At 45.1% G+C, this 19,684-nt stretch carries 17 protein-coding genes; 14 read left to right on the top strand and 3 right to left on the bottom strand.

Annotated features, from left to right (window positions below; all coding sequences use genetic code 11):
- Window positions 1–83: 83 nt before the first annotated feature.
- A complete protein-coding gene (gene htpG, locus ACTNB3_RS00195; protein ID WP_427806793.1) occupies window positions 84–2,147 on the top strand; it encodes a molecular chaperone HtpG in 2,064 nt (687 codons plus the stop codon).
- Between the two features lie 69 nt (window positions 2,148–2,216).
- Here htpG and ACTNB3_RS00190 read toward each other — a convergent pair whose 3' ends face one another.
- Window positions 2,217–2,720: a DUF5721 family protein gene (locus ACTNB3_RS00190; protein WP_427806795.1), complete on the bottom strand. Its 504-nt coding sequence runs from the start codon at window positions 2,718–2,720 to the stop codon at window positions 2,217–2,219.
- Between the two features lie 191 nt (window positions 2,721–2,911).
- On the opposite strand from ACTNB3_RS00190, the gene rluF reads away from it, so the two are divergent.
- From rluF to ACTNB3_RS00155, 7 genes are all read left to right on the top strand, one after another.
- A complete protein-coding gene (gene rluF, locus ACTNB3_RS00185) occupies window positions 2,912–3,697 on the top strand; it encodes a 23S rRNA pseudouridine(2604) synthase RluF (RefSeq protein ID WP_441024004.1) in 786 nt (261 codons plus the stop codon).
- Window positions 3,690–5,642 carry an NAD-dependent DNA ligase LigA gene (gene ligA / locus ACTNB3_RS00180; RefSeq protein ID WP_441024002.1) on the top strand — a complete coding sequence of 651 codons (1,953 nt, stop codon included), beginning with the start codon at window positions 3,690–3,692 and terminating at the stop codon, window positions 5,640–5,642. The genes rluF and ligA overlap by 8 nt, the downstream gene beginning before the upstream one ends.
- Window positions 5,643–5,673: 31 nt before the next feature.
- Window positions 5,674–7,098 (top strand): ATP-dependent Clp protease ATP-binding subunit ClpX, encoded by a 1,425-nt coding sequence (clpX, locus tag ACTNB3_RS00175; RefSeq protein WP_441024000.1) that lies wholly within the window; start codon window positions 5,674–5,676, stop codon window positions 7,096–7,098.
- Window positions 7,099–7,186: 88 nt separating this feature from the next.
- Window positions 7,187–8,878, top strand: a complete 1,692-nt coding sequence (locus ACTNB3_RS00170) for a S8 family peptidase (protein ID WP_441023998.1) — start codon at window positions 7,187–7,189, stop codon at window positions 8,876–8,878.
- Window positions 8,879–8,910: 32 nt separating this feature from the next.
- A complete protein-coding gene (locus ACTNB3_RS00165; protein ID WP_427820303.1) occupies window positions 8,911–9,198 on the top strand; it encodes a hypothetical protein in 288 nt (95 codons plus the stop codon).
- A 3-nt stretch (window positions 9,199–9,201) separates the two neighbouring features.
- The gene (locus ACTNB3_RS00160; protein ID WP_441017877.1) at window positions 9,202–9,678 is read left to right on the top strand and encodes a signal peptidase II; all 477 of its coding nucleotides are present in this window, start codon (window positions 9,202–9,204) and stop codon (window positions 9,676–9,678) included.
- 116 nt (window positions 9,679–9,794) lie between these two features.
- Window positions 9,795–11,345, top strand: a complete 1,551-nt coding sequence (locus tag ACTNB3_RS00155) for an L-glutamate gamma-semialdehyde dehydrogenase (protein ID WP_427806803.1) — start codon at window positions 9,795–9,797, stop codon at window positions 11,343–11,345.
- A 656-nt stretch (window positions 11,346–12,001) separates the two neighbouring features.
- On the opposite strand, the gene ACTNB3_RS00150 is transcribed toward ACTNB3_RS00155, so the two are convergent.
- Entirely contained in the window at window positions 12,002–12,859 is an 858-nt protein-coding gene (locus tag ACTNB3_RS00150) for a YitT family protein (RefSeq protein WP_427806804.1), read from the bottom strand.
- 245 nt (window positions 12,860–13,104) lie between these two features.
- On the opposite strand from ACTNB3_RS00150, the gene ACTNB3_RS00145 reads away from it, so the two are divergent.
- Window positions 13,105–14,052, top strand: a complete 948-nt coding sequence (locus ACTNB3_RS00145; RefSeq protein ID WP_427806805.1) for a D-2-hydroxyacid dehydrogenase — start codon at window positions 13,105–13,107, stop codon at window positions 14,050–14,052.
- A gap of 50 nt (window positions 14,053–14,102) precedes the next feature.
- On the opposite strand, the gene pepT is transcribed toward ACTNB3_RS00145, so the two are convergent.
- Window positions 14,103–15,320 (bottom strand): peptidase T, encoded by a 1,218-nt coding sequence (gene pepT, locus ACTNB3_RS00140; RefSeq protein WP_441023996.1) that lies wholly within the window; start codon window positions 15,318–15,320, stop codon window positions 14,103–14,105.
- A gap of 248 nt (window positions 15,321–15,568) precedes the next feature.
- Between pepT and ACTNB3_RS00135 the strand changes: the two genes are divergently transcribed.
- From ACTNB3_RS00135 to ACTNB3_RS00115, 5 genes are read left to right on the top strand one after another with little or no spacing between them, the layout of a single operon-like run.
- On the top strand, window positions 15,569–15,712 hold the full coding sequence (locus tag ACTNB3_RS00135) for a hypothetical protein (protein WP_441023994.1): 144 nt from the start codon (window positions 15,569–15,571) through the stop codon (window positions 15,710–15,712).
- Complete coding sequence (locus ACTNB3_RS00130; RefSeq protein WP_427806808.1) at window positions 15,709–17,052, top strand: TrkH family potassium uptake protein; 1,344 nt, start codon at window positions 15,709–15,711, stop codon at window positions 17,050–17,052. Before ACTNB3_RS00135 ends, ACTNB3_RS00130 begins: the two co-directional genes overlap by 4 nt.
- A 21-nt stretch (window positions 17,053–17,073) precedes the next feature.
- On the top strand, window positions 17,074–17,730 hold the full coding sequence (locus tag ACTNB3_RS00125) for a potassium channel family protein (RefSeq protein WP_427806810.1): 657 nt from the start codon (window positions 17,074–17,076) through the stop codon (window positions 17,728–17,730).
- A gap of 5 nt (window positions 17,731–17,735) precedes the next feature.
- The gene (locus ACTNB3_RS00120) at window positions 17,736–18,809 is read left to right on the top strand and encodes a sensor histidine kinase (RefSeq protein WP_441023992.1); all 1,074 of its coding nucleotides are present in this window, start codon (window positions 17,736–17,738) and stop codon (window positions 18,807–18,809) included.
- Window positions 18,799–19,491, top strand: a complete 693-nt coding sequence (locus ACTNB3_RS00115; protein WP_427806812.1) for a response regulator — start codon at window positions 18,799–18,801, stop codon at window positions 19,489–19,491. The genes ACTNB3_RS00120 and ACTNB3_RS00115 overlap by 11 nt, the downstream gene beginning before the upstream one ends.
- Window positions 19,492–19,684 lie beyond the last annotated feature (193 nt).

Below are 19,684 nucleotides of genomic sequence, written 5' to 3'. Positions count from 1 at the left end.
CTATTGACATTTGGATTTTAGGGTATTAAGATATCTGATAGATGTGAAAAAGAAAAAAATATTTAACATAAGGAGTGGTACAAATGGCAGCAAAAAAAGGCAGTCTTTCAATTAGCAGCGAAAATATTTTCCCGATCATTAAGAAATGGGTGTATTCCGATCATGATATTTTCGCACGTGAACTTGTTTCCAACGGATGTGATGCGATTACTAAACTGAAAAAACTGGATATGATGGGCGAATATGAAATGCCGGAAGATTATAAAGCAAAGATCCAGGTTATCGTAAATCCGGAAGAGAAAACATTGAAATTCATCGATAACGGACTTGGTATGACCGCGGATGAGGTGGAAGAGTATATCACACAGATCGCTTTCTCCGGCGCAACGCAGTTCCTTGAAAAGTATAAGGACAAGACGACAGAGGATGACATGATCGGTCACTTTGGCCTTGGATTCTATTCCGCATTCATGGTTGCGGACGAAGTACAAATCGATACACTTTCTTATAAAGAAGGCGCAGTACCGGTACACTGGGTAAGTGATGGCGGAACAGAGTATGAGATGGAAGACGGCAATAAAGAGGGAGTTGGAACGGAGATTACCTTATTGCTTAATGAAGACAGCCTTCAGTTTGCCAATGAATACCGTATGCGTGAAGTGCTGGAGAAATATTGCTCCTTCATGCCGGTAGAGATCTATCTTTCAAAAGAAAATGCAGAGACAGAATATGAGACGATTCCGGAAGAAGAACTTCTGGATACTGATGAGGTCGTTGAACATATCCATGAAGATGCAAAGATGGAAGAAAAAGAAAATGAGAACGGCGAAAAAGAAATGGTAGAAGTTTCACCGGCAAAGGATAAAGTTAAGATTGTGAAGCGTCCGGTTCCGATAAATGATACACAGCCGCTCTGGACCAAACATCCGAATGAATGCACGAAAGATGATTATATCGAATTCTACCGCAAAGTATTTATGGATTACAAGGAGCCTCTGTTCTGGATCCATCTGAACATGGACTATCCGTTTAATCTGAAAGGTATTCTGTACTTCCCGAAGATCAATACAGAATATGATTCCATCGAAGGAACCATCAAACTGTATAACAACCAGGTATTTATCGCAGACAATATCAAGGAAGTGATTCCGGAATTCCTGATGGTATTAAAGGGCGTGATCGATTGCCCGGATCTTCCGCTGAACGTATCAAGAAGTGCACTGCAGAATGATGGATTTGTACAGAAGATCGCAGAATACATTTCCAAGAAAGTGGCAGACAAATTGTCCGGAATGTGCAAGACTGATAAGGAAACTTATGAAAAATACTGGGATGATATCAGTCCGTTCATCAAATTCGGCTGCCTGAAGGATGAGAAATTCTGTGATAAGATGAAAGATTACATCCTCTTCAAGAATCTGGATCACAACTATCTGACACTCAAAGAATGTATTGAGAAGAACGGCGGCACGATTGTAGAGCCGAATGAGAATAAAGAAGATGAGAACGAGGATGCAAACACCGTTACAGAGGATATGAAGACAACCATCTACTATGTAACGGATGAACAGCAGCAGAGCCAGTATATCAACATGTTCAAGAAAGAAGGACTGGATGCAGTGATTCTGTCCCACAACATTGATTCTCCGTTCATCACACAGCTGGAGCAGAGAAATGAGCATGTGCGGTTCCAGAGAATCGATGCAGAACTGACCGATCATTTCAAAGAAGAAGTGGCAGAAGACGAAAAGGATGCATTTAAGGAAAAAACGGACAGCCTGATGGAAATCTTCCGGAAAGCGCTTGGAAAAGATAAACTGAATGTGAAAGTGGAAAAGATGAAAGATGAAAATGTCGCTTCCATGATCACCCTTTCTGAGCAGTCACGCCGTATGCAGGAAATGATGAAGATGTATGGCATGGCAGGAATGGATCCGTCCATGTTCGGAGATGATTCTACATTGATCCTGAATGCAAATCATCCGCTGGTTCAGTATGTGGTGGATCATAAAGACGGTGAAAATACAGAACTGTTCTGCAAACAGCTTTACGATCTGGCGATGATTGCGCATAAACCACTGAATCCGGAGGAAATGACGGAATTTGTAAAACGAAGCAATGAGATAATGTTAATGCTTACAAAATAGAATACTGCAGATCATAAAAACGGGGGTCTCCTGATGTGCGATGTCATTTAGGGACCCCTTTCTTATGTGTTAAGACAAGATTTCAAAGGGGATATCCTGTTTTGTAAAGATACGCTGGACCATTTTGTCCCAGGCCTGCTCCAGCGATTTGTCCATCGTGAACAGCTTCATAGAGGTGCCTGTCGTACAGGTAAGGGATGTGCCGTTGAATTTGAAATTGAGATACAGTCCCTGTACATCAGCCGGGGAAAAAGGAAGCTCTTCCCGCTCAAGAAGATGGGCGATATTCGGTGAAGAAAGCGATAATACAAGCTTGAAGCCAAGCGGAGTTCGCTTCCCTTTGATCAAGGAAAAACAAAATTCCCTTACTTCTTTCCAGAGCGCAAAATTCCGTTCGATCTGAACAGGTTCGTCGGTTATGTCCTGATGGAAAAAATCTTTTTTCAGATGTCCGTCAAACTGAAATGTACAGAATGTGACGATCTCACCCTCAATGAAGAGAAACGAATCGAAACCGGAATGCAGAAGCAGTCCATTCATGCATTTTTTAGTGTCAAGTGAAAAGATCAGCATGAAATACCTCCTGAAATGTGTAATGATATCATTATGTATAGCTAAGTATAGCATACCGGAATGGGAAATGCATCAATTGACTTTTCTTAATAAAGACAGTACAATGAGAATGCTAAGGTTTCGGGAGCACGAAAGGTACACCGATCCGTAAGTATTTGTATGACCTCCTGGGTCAGAAAATGGGGTTAAAAGTGACAAATAAGATTGAACAGCAATTTAAGAACAGGGAAAATGCAGGTGCTGTGCGCCTGAATAAATACTTGAGTGAATCCGGCGTATGTTCCAGAAGAGAAGCGGACAAGCTGATAGAACAGGGGCGTGTGACCGTAGACGGGAAAAGAGCGGTTCCGGGTACGAAGGTGATGAAGGGACAGGAAGTGAGAATCGGGAAGAAGGTCATCTCCCGTCAGGAAGAAATGGTCGTTCTGGCCGTCAATAAGCCGCGAGGTATCGTATGCACGGAGGAGCGAAGAGAGAGAGACAGTATCGTCCGTTTTTTGAACTATCCCATCCGAATCACCTACGTCGGAAGATTGGATAAGGATTCGGAGGGTCTGCTCCTGATGACCAATAACGGCGATATCATCAATAAGATGATGCGTGCGGGAAATCATCATGAAAAGGAATATAAGGTTACGGTGAATAAGCCGGTGACGGAGGAGTTTTTGAGAAAGATGGCCTCTGGAGTCCCGATCCTGGATACGGTGACAAGACCTTGCGTGGTGGACAAGATTGGAAAGTATAAATTCCGGATTATCCTGACCCAGGGCCTGAACCGGCAGATCCGGAGGATGTGCGAAGCGCTGGGATACGAAGTGAAAGAACTGATCCGAACCCGTGTCATGAATATTGAGCTGGGAGACTTAAAACCCGGTCAGTATCGTAAGGTGACGGATCAGGAGCTGAATGAACTCTATGAACAGATCAGAAACTCATCCAATGTGACGGTGCACCAGGAGGATAGAATAGATGGATAAAAAGAAAAGAATGCAGGAATTGGTAGAACTGCTGAATCGGGCAGGGAAAGCGTATTATCAGGAATCCCGCGAAATCATGAGCAATTTTGAATATGATGCACTGTATGATGAGCTGAAAGGCCTGGAAGAAGAACTGGGCATCGTGCTTGCTTCCAGTCCGACGATCCATGTGGGATATGAGGTGCTCAGTGAGCTCCCGAAAGAACGCCACGAGTCACCGATGCTTTCACTGGACAAGACAAAAGAGGTCTCCAGACTGAAGGAATTTGTGGGAAACCAGAAAGCGGTGATCTCCTGGAAGATGGACGGGTTGACGATTGTTCTGACCTATCGCGGCGGAACACTTTATAAAGCAGTTACCCGGGGAAATGGAGAGATCGGAGAGGTTATTACCAACAATGCCCGTGTCTTTAAAAATATCCCGCTTCATATTTCCTATAAGGGGGAATTGATCCTGAGAGGGGAGGCTGTAATCGGCTACCGGGATTTTGAAAGGATCAATGAGACAATTGAAGATGTGGATGCGAAATATAAGAATCCGAGGAATCTCTGCAGTGGTTCAGTGAGACAGCTTAATAATGAGATTACAGCTAAGAGAAATGTGAAGTTTTACGCATTTACGCTGGTGAAAGCCGAGGGAGTGGATTTCCATAATTCCAGAGCATACCAGCTTGACTGGCTGGCGGATCAGGGATTTGAAGTGGTAGAACACTATCCGGTGACTGCGGACGAACTGGAAGAAAGAGTGGCTTATTTTGCAGAGAAAATCAAAGAAAATGATTTTCCATCGGATGGTCTGGTTCTGGTATATGATGACATTGCATATGGACAGTCTCTGGGAAGAACAGCGAAGTTCCCGAGGGATTCCTTTGCATTCAAATGGGCGGATGAGATCAAAGAGACCCATCTGCTTGAAATCGAGTGGAGCCCGTCGAGAACAGGGCTGATCAACCCGGTTGCGATCTTTGAACCGGTGGAACTGGAAGGAACCACGGTAAGCCGGGCCAGTGTCCATAATTTGAGCATTATGGAGGAACTGGAGCTGGGAATCGGAGATACGATCGAAGTGTACAAGGCCAATATGATCATTCCGCAGATTGCACGGAACCTGACGAGGAGCGGCAGGATCGAAATCCCACGGACTTGTCCGGTCTGTGGAGGAGAGACGAGGGTACGGCAGATGAATGATGCCAAGTCACTTTATTGCACGAATCCGGAATGTCAGGCAAAACGGATCAAAGCGTTTGCACTTCTTACAAGCAGGGACGCACTGAATGTAGAAGGACTTTCCGAGGCGACACTGGAGAAATTCATCGCCAGAGGGTTCATTCATAAATATACGGATATTTTCCATCTGGACCGGTATCAGGAAGAGATTCAGTCGATGGAGGGATTGGGAGAAAAATCCTACGCGAATCTGATACAGAGTATCGAAAAAGCAAGGGAAACAACGCTTCCTAAGGTGATCTACTCATTGGGGATCGCGGGAGTAGGACTTGCGAATGCGAAACTGATCTGCCGGGAATCGGACTACGATGTCACAAAACTGATGAATGCGACAGAAGAGGAACTTTCTGAGATTGCGGGTGTGGGGCCTGTGATCGCGAAGGCGTTTACGGAGTATTTTTCATCGGAAGAGAAGAAACAGGCGTTTCTGGAACTTATGCAGGAGTTGAAGATCCAGGAAGAACCAAGAAATGAAGAACAGCAGTTTGCCGGAATGAATTTTGTAATCACCGGAAGTGTGAATCACTTTGCAAATAGAAATGAAGTGAAGGAACTGATTGAACAGAGGGGCGGGAAGGTTACCGGTTCGGTAACAGGAAAGACAAATTATCTGATCAACAATGATGTGAATTCGACATCTTCCAAGAATAAAAAAGCGAGGGAGCTGAAAGTTCCGATCATTTCGGAAGAAGAATTCATGAAGCTTGCAGGACTGTAAGACGACGTCAGAAGCAAAGGAGGACAAGAAAATGTCAGAACATGATGATTTGAATAAGAACAACCTGGAACAGGCTTCTGGTTCGAATGATAATAAAAAGAAGAACGACGGATACGAAAGGTATTGTTTTATCTGCCGCCGTCCTGAGAGTGTTGCCGGGAAAATGATCGATCTGCCGACGAATATCTGTGTCTGTGCAGACTGTATGCAGAAGAGCTTTGATGCGATGAACAACAGTGGCTTCGATTATACGCAGTTTATGAATATGCCGGGAGGACCGATGATGGGATTCGGCGATTTGGAAAATCAGATGCCGAAGCAGCAGAAAGTGAAAAAGAAAAAGCCGGAGGAGAAGCGGGAACCGATCCTGAACATCCGGGATATTCCGGCTCCCCATAAGATCAAAGCAAAACTGGATGAATATGTGGTCGGACAAGAGCATGCAAAGAAAGCAATCTCGGTTGCAGTTTACAATCACTACAAACGGGTTGCGACGGATACCATGGACGAGATTGAGATTGAAAAATCCAACATGCTGATGATCGGACCGACCGGTTCCGGGAAAACCTATCTGGTCAAAACACTGGCAAAGCTGCTGGATGTGCCGCTTGCGATCACCGATGCGACTTCGCTGACTGAAGCGGGATATATCGGAGATGATATTGAGAGCGTGGTATCCAAGCTTCTCGCGGCAGCGGACAATGATGTGGATAAGGCGGAACAGGGAATTATTTTCATTGATGAGATTGATAAAATCGCGAAAAAGAAGAATACCAGCCAGAGGGATGTCAGCGGAGAATCTGTACAGCAGGGAATGCTGAAACTCCTGGAAGGCAGTGAGGTCGAAGTCCCGGTCGGGGCAAACAGTAAAAATGCCATGGTACCGCTGACTACGGTGAATACAAAGAATATTTTATTCATCTGCGGAGGGGCATTCCCGGATCTTGAGAAGATTATTAAAGAACGCTTGACGAAGAATTCTTCAATCGGATTCGGGGCGGACTTGAAAGACAAATATGACCAGGATAAGACTATTCTGGAAAAGGTGACGACGGATGATCTGCGGAATTTCGGCATGATCCCGGAATTTCTGGGACGTCTTCCGATTGTGTTCACGCTTCAGGGACTTAATGAAGAAATGCTGGTGAAAATTCTGAAAGAACCGAAAAATGCCATTCTGAAACAATATCAGAAGCTGCTCGCGCTGGATGAGGTGAAGCTGGATTTTGATGAAGATTCGCTTCATGCTATTGCAAGAAAGGCAATGAAGAAGGATACAGGAGCCAGGGCGCTGAGGGCGATCATTGAAGAATTTATGCTGGACATCATGTATGAGATTCCGAAGGATGACAGCATCGGCCAGGTGACGATCACACAGGCATACATAGAAGGAACGGGCGGGCCGATCATCCGGCTGCGTGGTCAGGAGGTGCCTCTTCTGGAGTCACAGGCGTAGAGTAACGCAATAATCGGCAGAATATTCTGCGGCATATCTGAGAATCATACCTCATATATTTTGAAAAAAGTATATGAGGTATTGTTATATGCCGGATCGGGAAATCTGCAGAAGGCGGGTGCTGTCGGAGGATTACAGAGATTTCATTCTCAGCGGGAGTAAGGGATTCCGGGAAGAATTCTCTGAGGAGGACCTCTGCCGGATTCCGCTTGAATATACGTTCCAGATTGCATTTCTGGAAAATGAAGGAGAAAACGGAAGATCCCTTTACCGTTTCCCTTATTATTCTATCCCCAAGTGCTATACGCTTCTGGATATGGAAGTGCTGGAACAGGTGGGCGTGTCACGGGTGCAGAGCCTTCCGGGGCTGGAACTGTATGGTGAAGGGGTTCTGATCGGATTTATTGATACCGGAATCCGCTATGAGGATATGGTGTTCCGTAATCTGGACGGTTCGACGAGAATCATTGCAATCTGGGATCAGACGATACAAAGCGGAAAATTGCCGGAATATCTCCCATACGGCAGTGAATATACGAGGGATATGATCGATGAAGCACTTCGGTCAGAACATCCGCTGGAAATCGTTCCGACAATGGATACAAATGGACACGGCACCTTTGTGGCCAGTGTGGCGTGCGGCAGTGCCGATGCAGAAAATGTATTTATGGGGATGGCTCCGGAAGCGGATATTGCAGTGGTGAAATTAAAAGAGGCCAAGCAGTATTTGCGGGAATTTTATTTTATTCATTCCGATGCGCCGTGCTATCAGGAGAACGATATTATGGCGGCGGTCTATTATCTCAGAATGCTTGCCGCAGGCAGGCGGCAGCCACTGATCCTTTGCATTCCGCTCGGAACCAATCTGGGAGGACACAGTGGTGCCACACCACTTGCATCTTATCTGGAAGTGCTTTCAAGCGCTTCTTTGACGGCTATCGTGACGGGAGGTGGAAATGAGGCGGATAAACGGCATCATTTTCTGGGGACTCTGAGCGATGAACGGGCAGAAGATGTAGAAGTCAGTGTGGGAGAGGGAGTACGCGGATTCGTCATGGAGATATGGACGGAGATTCCCAATATTCTGGCGGTCACGATTCTTTCTCCAACCGGGGATCAGAGTGGGCGGATACCGGTCAGAAGCGGGATTGGAAGTTACAATTTTGTGTTTGAGAAGACGAGACTGAATGTAAGCTACCGTATTTTGGCAGAAAATACGAATTCTGAATTGATTTTCCTGCAATTTGAACAGCCTCTGACCGGAATTTGGAGGATTCGAATCGAGGCAGTTCAGGCAGGTGACGGACGTTTTCACATCTGGCTTCCGGTGGAGGAATTTCTGGAAGGCGAAGTGTTCTTTCTTCGCTCCAATCCGGATTATACGATCACATCACCGGGAGATGCGGTTTCTGTGGCGACTGTGGCATACTATAATGGAAATGAGAATGGTGTTGCGGTCAGTTCGGGAAGAGGATATACTAGACTTGAACGGGTAAAACCTGATTTTGCGGCACCGGGAATCCGTGTGCCGGGAGTGAATCTGAGAGGACAGATCTCACTGCGGTCCGGTTCCAGCGTGGCGGTCGGCATCACCGCCGGTGTGGAGGCACTTCTGATGGAATGGCTTGTGAGAATCGGAGAAATACCGGATTCCATGCAGATCAGGAACCTTTTGATCCTTGGAGCAGACCGCGAGGAAGGAAGAACGTATCCGAACAGAGAATGGGGATACGGAACATTGAATCTGTATCATACCTTTGAACAGATACGGAGATTTTAGATGAATTGAAAATCGGGAAAGGAGAACAAAAGATGGATGATTTTTTTAGTACTTTAGGAAAGCGTATTTCCGACACGGTTGATGAATTTGGAAAGAAAGCGGAGGATACTCTGGAGATCCAGAAGCTGAAAGGAGATATCTATTCGCTGAAACGTGAGAACAGCCGGGATTTTGCGGATATCGGGAAAAAGGTGTATGAGCATTTTAAAAATGCAGAAGAAGTTGGAGAAGAATATCTTTCTTTTTGTGAAGAAATCGAAAAACGGGAAGAAAAGATTCAGGAATTGAATCGAACTATTTCACGTATCAAAGGAGAGTAGAGCATGGCAGTCTTGTGTTTTCTTATTATCGTGACTGTTGCAGGGGTGGACCTGGGGGTGAAACAGTATATAGAAAAACATGTAAAGTCAAATGAAGAACGGAATATTCTGCAGAAAAGAGGGATACTCCGGAAGGTTCATAACAAAGGAATGATCATGAATCGTCTGGAGCGTTATCCGCTGTTCGTTCAGCTCGCATCTGTTTTTGCTCTGGGAATCATGATGCTCTGGCAGGCATTTCTGCTCAAGAAACCGGGATGCCGGATGGAAAAAGCGGGTGTTGCGCTGATGCTCGGAGGGGCAGTAAGCAACACATACGACCGCGTGAAAAGACGGTATGTGGTCGATTATCTGGCAATCAGGACACCACATAAAAAACTGACGGATATCACGTTCAATCTTGCAGATCTCGCAATTGTCGGCGGCGCGCTCGTAATGCTTATAGGATTTTTGACCTCTGAAAAGCAATCATCATTCTGAAAAAATTCATTTTTGAACATATTTCAGAATAATTTCATAATATATTTGATTGACGCGAGAAATATTTATTGCTACAATGATTTGTATAATAGTATACAATCAGGAGGTATGAAAGAATGCTGAAAGGATTTAAGAATGCCGCAGAATTAGATTTCTCACTTGAAGAAAATAAAAAGAAAATGGAAGAGGCATTTCAGCAGATTGATGCTGAAAAGGGCAGTGTATATCCGCTGATCATCGGTGGAGAAAGAATTGAGACAGAGAAGAAGATTACTTCTTTATCTCCTGCAACGAAAGAAGTGCTTGGATACGCATGTTCCTGCAGCCAGGAGCTTGCAGAAAAAGCGATTCTTGCAGCGAACGAAGCGTTTAAGACATGGAGTGTGACTCCGGTAGAAGAGAGAATCCGCTGCCTGAGAAGACTTGCTGTATTATTGGATGAGAACCGTTTCATCATTGACGCATGGAATGTGGAAGAAAGTGGAAAGAACTGGGGCGAAGCTGACGGAGAGCTCTGTGAACAGCTTGATTTCATTAATTCTTATGTAATGCATATGGCAGAACTGGATAAAGGTCTGGAACTTGTACCGACCGATGAATATACAAAATGTATCTACATCCCGATCGGTGTCGGTGTGGCTGTTCCGCCGTGGAACTTCCCGTTATCACTTCTCGGGGGTATGGTTGCGGCGGCAGTTGTGACAGGTAATACGATCGTATGTAAGCCGTCTTCCGACACACCGATCGTTGCTTACAAGTTTATCGAGCTTTGCGAAAAAGCAGGAATTCCGGCAGGCGTTGTGAACTATATCCCCGGATCAGGATCTGAGATCGGAGATTACATTGTAGAACATCCGCTGACCAGATTTATCAATTTCACCGGATCTAAAGCAGTAGGATGCCGTATCAACGAACATGCGGCAAAGATTTCCGAAGGACAGAAATGGATCAAACGTGTCGTTGCCGAGATGGGCGGAAAGAACGCAATCATCGTTGATTCAACAGCAAATATCAAGAAAGCCGCAAAGGGAATCGCAAACGCAGCATTCTCTTTCCAGGGACAGAAATGTTCTGCATGCTCAAGAGCAATCGTCATGAGCGATGTATACGATGAACTCGTTGATGCAGTAGTAGAAGAAGCAAAAGCACTCAAAGAAGCTCAGGCTTCCGGAAGAAGCAATGCTCCGATGGGACCGGTTATCAACCAGGCTTCCTTCGACAGAATCAAAGGCTACATTGAAGTGGCACGCGGAGAAGGAAACATCGTATTCGGTGGTACATACAGTGACGCAGAAGGATACTACATCGATCCGACTGTTGTACGTGACATTAAGAGAGATGCAAGGATTGCAAACGAAGAAATCTTCGGACCTGTACTTGCAGTGATCAAAGTGGATTCTTTCGACGAAGCACTCGACATCGCAAACCAGACTGAATATGGTCTGACAGGTTCCGTATACAGCGAAACCCGCGAAAATATCATGAAAGCAAAAGTACAGTTCCAGGTAGGAAACCTGTACTTCAACAGAAAATCTACGGCAGCAGTCGTACTTCAGCATCCATTCGGAGGATTTAACATGTCCGGAACCGATGCTAAGACAGGAACAAGCGATTATTTGACAAACTTCCTGAATCTGAAGTCTATTACAGAGGATTTAATGTCGTAGGGGAGTGAGCGCCGTCGAAACGAAGTGGGAAAGTCCGCACCGTCGAAATGAGGTTCGGGGGGGATGCTCCGAGGCTTCGGGGCCTTCGACTTCATGCACAAAAATCTAAGAGTCTGAGACAGTCGACCAATGGGTCTCCTGCCTCAGACTCTATTTTTTTGGCATGAATTCTGACGGACCCCTCCGCTTAACCTCCGCATCCCACCCCCGAACCTCGTTTCGACGGCGCTCACTCAAGACGGAAGTAGGTTGAGCGTTTGTACGTTACTCCCTCATAACGCTACTCTTATCTTAGGTGGGGGGAGGGTTCAAGATTATTTTTCGGTGTACTAGGTTGAATGATTCATTCAGACTATAGGAACTCATTCCCGTCCAGAACATGCGCTAAGCGCCCTTGCGGCGCGCAGCCGCATAAAATTGCGAATGTGTGGAACGTTTGAGGGAGCGGCAAAGAGAGGGGGCAATCGCGGAGGTTAAGTGGAAGCGACCGGAGAATACATGAGCCAAGATGTTAGAAAAACCGGCAGGAGGGGCGTCCCCCGACTGCCGGTTTTCCTTACAGATTGGCACATGGAGTCGCAGGCGCCGGAACGTCGCAGCGATTGCCCCCTCTCTTTGCCGCGGACCCCAGATCTTCCACCCCATTCCAATTTTACCTACTCTTCCTTAAATCCTTCCCCCACCACTTCATTTGATTCCATGATCACCAGAAATGCCTTTTTATCAATTTCTTTTACGAGCTTACGAATCCCGTACATTTGTTTATTATTGCATGCGCACATGACCACATCTTTTTGATGTTTGGAATAGCTTCCGATTCCCTTGAGGATCGTGGAGCCGCGGCCAAGGATTTCATCGATTTTCGCGCACACTTCCGGGCCGTGTTCGGTTACGATCAGAGTAACTTTTCCACGGTCGATACCATACATGGTCTTATCTACAACGATAGACATCAGGTAACTCACGATTACACCGTAGATCAGGCTGTCCATGTCTCTGGATACGAGAACGGTTCCCAGAAGTACGATGAATGCGTCCATGGCGAATGTAATGTTGCCGATCGTCAGGTGAGGATTCAGTACCCGGATGGACATCGTAATGAAGTCAGAGCCACCGGTGGAAGAGTCCCGCATGTAGATCATGGCGTAGCCCAGTCCGGAAAGGACACCACAGCAGATGGCTGCCAGAAGCCGGTCACCGGTGTAGATCGGAAACAGGGGCGCAATAGCATCGATAATAAATGAAGTAATAAAAATAGTACGAACCGAACGAAGGAAAAAACTTCGTCCCAGGATACGGAAGGTAAATAAGGCAACAGGGATGTTGAGCAGCAAAGCAGTTGTACCGATCGGCCAGCCGAAAAGATGATAGAAGATCAGTGCGATCCCGTTGAAACCTACCATGGGAAATTTGGCGGCAGCGGCGAAATTATAAACCCCGATTGCGATCAAAATACCTCCGACGATATCCACCAGAATATCAATGGCGAGATTCATGTTTTTCTTTTTATTCATGACAATTCCTCCTATGCAAACACCTGGAATGAAGGGAATATTCCGAGGTATATTTAGATTATAACCAAAAAAAACATCTGCAAATTATATCATGACCCCAGAGGGAAAATATAATCCGCAAATGCTCTTATTGACTCAATTATACAATCAAAAATGTGAAAATGTCAACACTTCCGACAGGAAAATGTGTTACTATAATAAGTATAGTAACAGGATAAAGAAAGATTGCAGGAGGAAACTTGAATATGAAAATCGTATTTCTGGACGTAAAAACAATAGGAGATGACATTGATTTATCCAGTTATGATGCATTGGGTGAAGTTGTAAAATATGGTTTTACTAAATCGGAAGAGGTGCCTGACCGGGTTCGGGATGCGGATGTGATCATTCTGAACAAAGTGCAGATCAATGAGCAGACCATCGGTGAAGCTGAGAAATTGAAACTGGTCTGCGTGACAGCGACAGGAACCAATAATCTGGATAAGGAGTACCTGGAAAAGCGAGGAATAGCCTGGAGAAATGTGGCCGGATATTCTACGGAGACGGTGGCGCAGCATACATTTGCGATGCTTCTTTATCTGCTGGAAAAGATGCGGTATTACGACGATTACGTGAAGGAAGAACGCTATGTGAATGACACGATCTTTACACATTTTGCGGAGCATTTCCATGAGATTTCGGGAAAGACGTGGGGAATCATCGGTCTGGGAAATATCGGAAGAAGAGTGGCCGGGATCGCGGAGGCCTTCGGGGCGAGGGTTATCTATTGTTCACCTTCCGGTGCCGCTCCTCAGGAAGGCTATCATCAGGTTGATTTTGAAACGCTTCTTGGGGAATCGGATATTGTTTCAGTACATGCGCCTTTAAATGAATATACGGAGGGGCTTATGGATGCAGAGGCATTCCGGAAGATGAAAAAGAGCAGCATTTTTCTGAATCTGGGGCGTGGGCCGATCGTGAGGGAACAGGATTTGTGCGATGCTCTGGAAAATGAGGAGATTGCTGCGGCAGGACTGGATGTGCTCTGCAAAGAACCGATGAGTGAAAATAATCCGCTTCTCAAGATCAAGGACAGCCGGAAGCTTCTGATCACGCCGCATGTGGCATGGGCCAGTGTGGAAGCGCGGACGAAACTGATGAATATTATTCTCGGACAGATCAGGGAATGGCAGAACGAAATGGAAATACGTTAAGGAATATATATTAAGAAAAACGCGCCGATGATGGCGCGTTTTCGCTGTTCCTATTTTGCATAAATCTTAACAAGTTCTAATACAATGTCGGTCGCTTGATCCATACCTTCTACGGTAATGTGCTCATATGGTCCGTGATATGCATGACCGCCGGTTCCAAGGTTCGGGCACGGCAGGCCTTTGAAGCTGAGCTGGCAGCCGTCTGTGCCGCCCCGGATCGGGAGAATCTGCGGGGCAACATTCGCATTTACACATGCTTGTTTTGCATTTTCAATTAAGTGCATGCAGCCTGCAATGATTTCGGACATATTTTTATACTGTTCGGTAATGGTCAGTTTGACGGTTCCCTCGCCCCATTTGGCGTTCAGATCCTTCTCGATCAGACGAAGGGTATTTTTGCGCATCTCAAAGTAGTCCTTATCGTGATCGCGAATAATGTAATGAAGTTCTGCGCTCGTAACATCACCGGACATGTTTGTAAGATGGAAGAAGCCCTCGTAATCTTCTGTTCCGCGCGGGGTTTCGCATCCTGGAAGCATCTGGTTGATCTCCATGGCAACAAGGCATGCATTGATCATGGTGTCCTTGCTGGATCCGGGATGGACGCCAAAACCGGTGATTTCAAAATCGGCTTTGCATGCATTGAAATTTTCATATTGAATCTCGCCTTCGGAATCTCCGTCCAGTGTGTAGGCAAAATCGGCTCCGAATTTTTCTACATCAAAATGTGCAGTTCCGGCACCGACTTCCTCATCGGGGGTAAATGCGATACAGATGGTTCCGTGAGGAATATTTTCTTTGATCAGGCGCTCAGCCATGGTCATAATCTCTGCAATGCCCGCTTTGTCATCCGCGCCAAGTACGGTTGTGCCGTCTGTTGTGATCAGGGTGCGACCTTTCAGCGAAGGTAAATGAGGAAAATCTTTAACAGACAGCGTACGTCCGCTGGTCCCGAGCGCCAGATCACCTCCGTAATAGTTTTCATGTACAATCGGTTTGATATCGTGATCACAGTAATCGGAAACAGTATCCATATGTGCAATAAAGCCGATCTTAGGTTTGCTCTCCAGACCCGGTGTCGCGGGAATCGTGCCGTAAACATAGCAGTATTCAGTTACGTGGGCATCCGCAATGCCGATTGCAAGCATTTCATCTTTCAACAGATCTGCCAGCTCAAACTGACATTTGCTGGAAGGAGAAGTTGTGCTGTTTTCATCACTGGGTGTGCGGATCGCAGCGTAGGTTAAAAATCTTTCATAAGCTCTCATAGTATTTCGTCCCTTCTGTTTTACTGGTTCTTGAATTTTATTATACGATTAATAAAAAGGCTAGTCAAGGCTGTTGCTGTGGATGAAAATACAGATTGTCTTAATGCAATATAGAATGATTACCAACATAAAATTAACGCATTCCGAAGAATCTTTTCACAATCTTAACACATGGCAGTGTATCATGTATGTAACCTGTTATTCGGGAAATACTGGTTATAAGTGAGTGAAGTTGGGGCGGTGAGAGTATGTTTCCGGTAATTGCTGTTGCTGTGGTTCTTCTGCTGGCAGGATTTCTTTTCTTTTTTGGAATGCGTCTGATGAAAAAGCTGGATTCATTTCTTGATACGCTGAAAGAGAAAGAGAATACGCAAGGGGAAGAAATACAATGAAGTTTTTTTATAAAAAGTTGACGCAGACACAGATGATTGTGTTTGGATATATGTTGATTATTCTGGCTGGGAGCATTTTGTTGATGCTCCCGGTTTCTTCGCGGGATGCAGTATGGACATCATTTGCGGACTCACTGTTTACATCGACCTCTGCTGCATGTGTGACAGGGCTTGTGGTGGTTGATACCTGGCAGCACTGGTCGCTTTTCGGACAAGTGATCATCCTTATCCTGATCCAGATTGGTGGTATGGGATTTATGACATTGGGTGTTTATATGGCGATTCTGCTCCGGAGAAAGATCGGGTTGAGAACAAGGGGAATCTTGCAGGAAAGTATCAACAGCCTGCAGATTGGAGGAATCGTTAAGCTTGCCAAGAAAATAATCAAAGGAACTGCATTTTTTGAAATAGCCGGAGCACTCATCCTTATGATTCGTTTTGTGCCGGAATTTGGGGTCTGGCGTGGAATCTGGTATGGAATCTTTCATTCGGTTTCGGCGTTTTGTAATGCCGGATTTGATCTGATGGGGTGCACGGGAGCATATAATTCTCTGACCAGATACTCAGGCGACTGGCTTGTCAACCTAACGGTTATGACACTGATCGTAGTCGGAGGAATCGGATTCTTTGTATGGGATGATTTGTCAGTCCATAAGTTTGAGTGGAAACGATTTCGTTTACATACAAAAATTGTAATTTCTACAACAGTCGCTTTGATTTTGACAGGCGCAGTATTGTTTTTCATAATGGAGCGTCATAATGTATTGAGCGGGATTCCCTTGGGAGAACAGATCTGGTGTTCTTTTTTTAATTCGATCACAGCGCGTACTGCCGGATTTAATACAACAGATACGGGGGCGTTGACCGAAGGAAGCAGGTTTGTGACGATGGTGCTGATGTTTATCGGAGGAAGTCCGGGATCCACAGCAGGCGGAATCAAGACATCGACCCTTGTGGTACTGTTGGTGTTTGTTCGGGCAAATCTCCGTCAGGAATCAGGATGTAATGTTTTTAACAGACGATTGGATGATGGGGCGATCCGCAAAGCCAGTGTCGTTCTTTGTACTAATTTGTTTCTTTCAATCATAGCAGTGACGTATATTATGGCGAGACAGCCGGTATTTGCTTTTTCAGAGGCACTGTTTGAAGTGCTTTCGGCAATTGGAACCGTAGGAATGTCGACCGGTATTACCAGAGGGGTGTGCCAGAGTTCCAGACTGGTACTTATTTTTCTGATGTTCTGCGGAAGAATCGGCAGTCTGACATTTGCACTGTCACTGAGAGGACATAAACATGATGCACCGGTGAAACTTCCGGTGGAACAGATTACGATTGGATAATGGGGAAAAGGAGAAGGGAATATGAAATCGGTTTTGATTATCGGATTGGGAAGATTTGGCCATCATCTGTGTGCGGATATGGTAAAACTTGGTAATGAAGTAATGATTATTGATCGGGATGAGGCAAAGACAGAGGATCTTCTTTCCATAGCGACATCGGTAAAAGTGGGAGATTGTACAAATGAAGAGGTTTTAAGAAGTCTGGGAGTCGGGAATTTTGATATTTGCTTTGTATGTATCGGTTCTAATTTTCAGAGTAGTCTGGAGATTACCAGCCTGGTGAAAGAGCTGGGGGCGAAACATGTGGTCAGTAAAGCAAACCGGGATATTCATGCTAAATTCCTGCTACGAAACGGAGCGGACGAGGTGTTTTATCCGGACCGCGATATTGCAGAACGTCTGGCAGTAAAATACAGTGCAAATCATGTGTTTGATTATTTTGAACTCAGTAAGGATTATTCAATATTTGAGATTCAGCCTAAAAAAGAGTGGATCGGACATACCATAGGTGAAGCGAATATTCGGGCTAAATATCATGTTAATATTTTCGGTATTCGTGCGGGAAGTGAACTGGTTGTATTGCCGAGAACAGATTACATTATGAAAGCAGATGACCATTTAATGGTGGTCGGACTTACAAAAGATATTGACAGGTTACTTGCCAGTATGGGAAAATAGTAAGCATGAATAGAAAAAAAGAAGTAATAAAGTATGCAGGGCGATCTATCGGAATCCTGCTGCTTGCTACAGGATTTTCTATCGTGCTTGCAGAAGCGGGAATCGGAAAAGAAAATGTACTCATGATCTACATTGTGGGTGTGCTTCTGGTCACAGTCTGTACGACCGGGTATTTTTATGGTGCACTGGCTGCAGTTCTTAGTGTATTGATGTTCAATTATTTCTTTACGATTCCTGTACATACATTTGCGATTATGAATCAGAATGATGTTGTGTTGATGGTCTTCTTTCTGGTGGCGGCATTTATATCATCGACTCTAACGGTGCGCTTCAGAAAACAGATGAAGATCACAGAAGACACAAAAGCGCAGATGGAGCGAGAACGGCTGAAGAGCAGTATGCTTCGAAGTATTTCACACGATTTCAGAACACCACTTACCGGCATTCTGGGGGATGCCGGACTTTTGGTTGAGGCGGAAGAAATGGATGCCGGTATGAGAAAGGAACTGGCGGGAGAGATACAGGAGCAGGCAGTCTGGCTTATGAAGACGATGGAGAATATCCTGAGTATGACTAAGATTGAGAGCGGTCAGTCCTTTATCACAAAACAGCCGGAAGTAGTGGATGACATCATTTATGAGGCGGCAACGCATGTCATCGGCCTGCGTGATAAGAGGCAGTTTGAAGTAAAACTGCCAGATGAACTGGTCGTGGCCTCTATGGATGGAAGGATGATGGTACAGGTGATCATTAATCTTCTTGACAACGCCATGAAGCATACAGTTGAGGGAGACCGGATTTGGATCACGGTTTCCTATGAAAAAGAAAAAATGTTTTTTGCTGTCGAGGATGAAGGAGAGGGAATTTCGGAAGAAATACTACCAAATATTTTCGACGAATTTATTACACAGGGAGCAGGCAGAGAAGATGGTAAACGCGGCATCGGTCTCGGGCTTGCTATTTGTCGTGCTGTTATTGAAGCACACGGAGGGGAAATTTACGCAGAAAACCGAAAGGAAGGCGGAGCACGTTTTGTGTTCTGGCTGAATGCAGAGCAGGTGAATACGGATGGAAGATAAACGACATATTTTACTCGTTGAGGATGATAAATACATCATTAATTTTATTTCAATGAGTCTAAAGAAAGAAAATTATGGCTTTTATATCGCCAAGACGGTTGAGGAGGCAATCAGTCTTTTTTATGCAAATCGTCCGGATATGGTTATTCTTGATCTGGGACTTCCGGATGGAGACGGCATGGATGTACTGAAAGCAGTCCGGGAGATCTCACAGATTCCAATTATTGTGGTCAGTGCCCGTCAGGAAGAACAGCAGAAGATTGAGGCACTGGATATGGGGGCAGATGATTATGTGACAAAGCCATTTTATATGGGAGAGCTGATGGCGAGAATTCGGGTTGGCCTTCGAAAAAGTTCTGTTCAGCAGCAGGAAGAAACTGATCCTGTTTTTGTATGTGATTACCTGACGGTGGATAGGGAAAAGCATCTGGTCATGATTGACGGTGATGAAGTGCATTTGACGCCATTGGAATATAAGATCCTGAATCTTCTGATCGAAAACCGGGGAAAGGTTCTGACACACCGGTATATTCTGAGTGAGATATGGGGAAGCAGTCAAGGAGTTGAGTCAGGAAATCTCAGGGTGTTTATGGCGGCTCTGAGAAGAAAGATTGAGAAAGAGCCGACAAATCCGCAGTTTATTCTGACAGAAGTCGGAGTTGGATATCGGTTTAAGGGATAGCGTGTATCGAAAAAACTCTTTTTTTGTAGTATAGTATCGAAATATGTCAAAATGCTCCAATACGGAGCATTTTGTGCTATAGTTGTAATATAAAAAGATGCATCACGAATTCCAATCAAAGGAGATAAATCTTATTCAATTCTGATAGACGTTTCTAATAAATAATCTAAAATGAAAGTGAAATCTCCGGTAA

This window comes from Bariatricus sp. HCP28S3_D3, assembly GCF_052065755.1.
In the GTDB taxonomy this organism is placed as follows: domain Bacteria; phylum Bacillota; class Clostridia; order Lachnospirales; family Lachnospiraceae; genus Allocoprococcus.
This window is presented reverse-complemented; position numbering and strand designations above follow the sequence as displayed.